This window comes from Piscirickettsia litoralis (assembly GCF_001720395.1).
Classification (GTDB): Bacteria; Pseudomonadota; Gammaproteobacteria; order Piscirickettsiales; family Piscirickettsiaceae; genus Piscirickettsia; species Piscirickettsia litoralis.
In genome coordinates this window covers 2986841-2990206 of sequence record NZ_MDTU01000001.1, presented here as the reverse complement: position 1 = coordinate 2990206, position 3366 = coordinate 2986841, and the positions used below count along the sequence as shown (strand labels likewise).

The following is a 3366-nucleotide window of genomic DNA, read 5'->3' as shown; positions in this document are numbered from 1 at the left end:
ATTTAATCTGAGGCTATAAGAAATGCCTTTTTTTTAGAAAAAAGTTTCATGAATTAAATCATTTAAAGTAATATTTGCAAAAATGTCGACTCTTGTTATTTGTATCTAATCGAGCCACTTCATGTTGCAACTTCACATAATAGCTATAGTATTTTTCAGAGCAGGTAACTTGCTTAACCTGGCCAATAAATCCAGTAATTTTAATGTTATTTTTTATAAAGGTTGCTTTAGCATATAGAACCTCTTCAATATTGACTCTTTTTTTTGGCCAAAAATTTTAATTCCACTGATGGCAAGCTAGAAAGAGACAACCCTTCTTCATAAGAAACCACATCAGTATATTTTTCACCATTAACTTCTAAATAGGCTAATGTTGGTAAAATATCATTCATAATGTACTCCTTATTTATAACATGATAAGGAAACAGGATTTCTTTACATCTGACGCTCAATAATAATATAACACGCCAATTGTTAAAAATACGTTAACAATCTTTCAATTGACCTTAAAAAACCTGTAATATTATATTAATGATAAAAATAAGCTATGGGAATTATATATTTTTAAACCTATCAGTAAAATTTAACTAACGATTGTCTCCGCAAACCAATAAAAATAAAGTAATTTTAATAAATTTATACAAATATTAATTCTTCTTACAAAAAACAAACACAAATTTCATTTATTTAAATCATAAACATTAACACGGTATAGCTAAATTCTGTCAATAAATACCAATAATATCACCGTCTAAAATAGTGATATTCTTACAAAATTTCAGCTATAGCAACCACACCTAGCATATTCTATTATTCACAACAGCTGCTATTATAAAAAAGCCGACATTTAGCCGGCTTAATTAAGATTAACTCTCAGATAAAATATTAAGACTCTCTAGATTTCTCAATATAACGCTTCATAGCATCTTCACGACCAACACCTTTTAACTTTTCCCAAGCACTATACTTTGCACGTGCGACAAAGTCTGTCATCCCTGGCTTTTCACCGATCACATCCCCTTGTTCAACCTGCTTAAATAAGGCATATAAGGCGAGTTTATTCGCATTGGTCGGCTTAATTGTTGCAGCTCCTGACTGTACATCCTCGACTGCTTTATTAAATTGTTGCTCTAACGTTTCCATTATCTCTCCTTGTTGTTTACATTTAATCTAAATAATCATGCTACATCTGAGCGTTTGATTATAGTCGCATCTTTTTTGTTATTTTGTAATGACTCTTTACTAAACTCATCGACTTGAATGACTTCCCAACGTGCTTGCTCATAACGCTGTAATAGCTGTAATTCTTGTACAGATAAAGAACCACGCTGGCGTAATTGCTCAATCTGTCCTTTTAATGCACCTTTAGCAATTTCTCCTGCTTTAACCGCTTTTTTCACTTTGGCCAAAATAGGTGTTACTTCTAAACGTAAATTAAAGGCATGCTCAACACGGCCAACAGGGTCTTCTGGATCATTGTGCGGTACATAGGTCAACTTAGAGAAACGACGACGCACCTCTGTATCATTTAACATATCTTGTGCAATTTTGTGATCTAAGCGGTCTTGTGGTGCTTTATAAGGCTTGCCCCAGAAGAAAGTAAGGCGACGCAAAACTCGTGCAAGAAAACGCTGTGGGAAGTTTTGATAAAACTCCTCAAAAGCAACTTGCGCATTATGCAAACAATGCTGCACCGCCCATTCGGCATAAATACGCTCTTCTTTCGGCTCACCTTCATCGGCATAACGTTTTAATACACTTGAAGCCATATATAAATAACTCATCACATCGCCCAAGCGTGCAGAAAGTCGCTCTTTACGCTTTAACGCTCCACCTAAATAAAGCAGCGCAACATCAGAGGTTAAGGCAAATGTTGCACTCATCCGGCTGATCTGTTGATAGTATTTCGCTAGGCGGCTCTCAGGTGCAGAGATTAATTTACCTGCTGTCATACCATGCCAAAAGCTATGACAGAAGTTTTTAAATAAATAGCCTCCATGTGAGAATAATGCCTGATCAAATTCAGCGAGTTTGCCATCACGCGCCGCATAAAACTCTTTGCGCAAATAAGGGTGTGCACACATCGCGCCTTGCCCAAATAAAATTAAATTACGTGTTAATATATTTGCCCCTTCTACAGTGATACCAATTGGCATACTCTGATAGGCACGACCGATATAGTTACGTGGCCCGAGTAAAATTCCGCGCCCTCCATGAATATCCATCGCATCATTAATGACCTGGCGGCTCATTTCTGTCATATGATACTTCGCAATCGCCGAAGCTACAGAAGGCTTAATACCATGATCCACCGCAGTGACGGTTAAGCGACGGCAAGCATCAAGAATATAAGTTAAGCCGCCAATGCGCGCTAACGCCTCTTCTACACCTTCAAAGTTACCAATCGATGTATTAAATTGCTCTCGAACTAAAGCATAGGCCCCGGTCATGGCAAAACTTAAAGCCCCTGTGGCTGTTGCACAAGCTGGTAGCGAAATCGAGCGGCCAATGGATAAACACTCAACCAACATTTTCCAGCCTTGCCCCGCGCGAGCACGGCCACCAATAATCCAATCAATCGGGATAAAAACGTCTTCTCCACGCACCGTGCCGTTCATAAAACACATATCCAGCGGAATAGCGCGATTACCGATTTCAACACCCAAATGATCATGCGGCATCAATGCACAAGTAATCCCGATAGCTTCTTGTTCTCCTAATAAATGCTCAGGATCATATAAATGAAATGCTAAACCGACTAATGTCGCAACAGGGGCCAGAGTAATATAACGCTTATTAAAGGTTAAACGAATTCCTAGCGTTTCTTGACCTTGATATTGGCCCATGCAAACAATACCTTTATCAGGAATTGATGCCGCATCGCTCCCCGCCTCTGGTGCCGTGAGTGCAAAACATGGAATTTGTCGACCTTTTGCTAAATCAGGCAAGAATTTATTTTTCTGCTCATCAGTCCCATAATGGTAAAGTAACTCCCCTGGACCCAAAGAATTAGGCACCATGACTGTCACTCCCGCACTCGAGCTTTTTGATGCCACCTTCATAACAATCGTCGAATGGGCATAGGCAGAGAAACCTTTACCGCCATACTTTTTATCAATAACCAAGCCAAAAAAGCCTTTGTCTTTCATAAATTGCCAAACTTCTGGCGACAAATCCTTATCTTCATGCGTCGCCTTCCAGTCATCGATCATCTGGCACAGCTCTTCGGTTTCATTATCAAAAAATGCTTGCTCTTCTTCACTCATTTTTGAGATGGTTAAACCCCCGCAGTTTTTGCCAGTCAGGCTTACCGCGAAAAAATTTCAGCTTCAAACCAACTATCCCCCGCATTTAATGCTTCTTCTT

The 3366-nt window shown here is 38.9% G+C and carries 3 protein-coding genes; all 3 read right to left on the bottom strand.

All coding sequences use genetic code 11. The annotated features are described in order from the left end of the window. Nucleotides 1-245: 245 nt before the first annotated feature. The gene (locus tag BGC07_RS20800; protein WP_158006963.1) at nucleotides 246-392 is read right to left on the bottom strand and encodes a hypothetical protein; all 147 of its coding nucleotides are present in this window, start codon (nucleotides 390-392) and stop codon (nucleotides 246-248) included. A 493-nt stretch (nucleotides 393-885) separates the two neighbouring features. Further along, complete coding sequence (locus tag BGC07_RS14770; protein WP_069313716.1) at nucleotides 886-1143, bottom strand: acyl-CoA-binding protein; 258 nt, start codon at nucleotides 1141-1143, stop codon at nucleotides 886-888. Nucleotides 1144-1178: 35 nt separating this feature from the next. Then, nucleotides 1179-3266 (bottom strand): acyl-CoA dehydrogenase, encoded by a 2088-nt coding sequence (locus BGC07_RS14765; protein ID WP_069313715.1) that lies wholly within the window; start codon nucleotides 3264-3266, stop codon nucleotides 1179-1181. Between the last annotated feature and the right edge of the window lie 100 nt (nucleotides 3267-3366).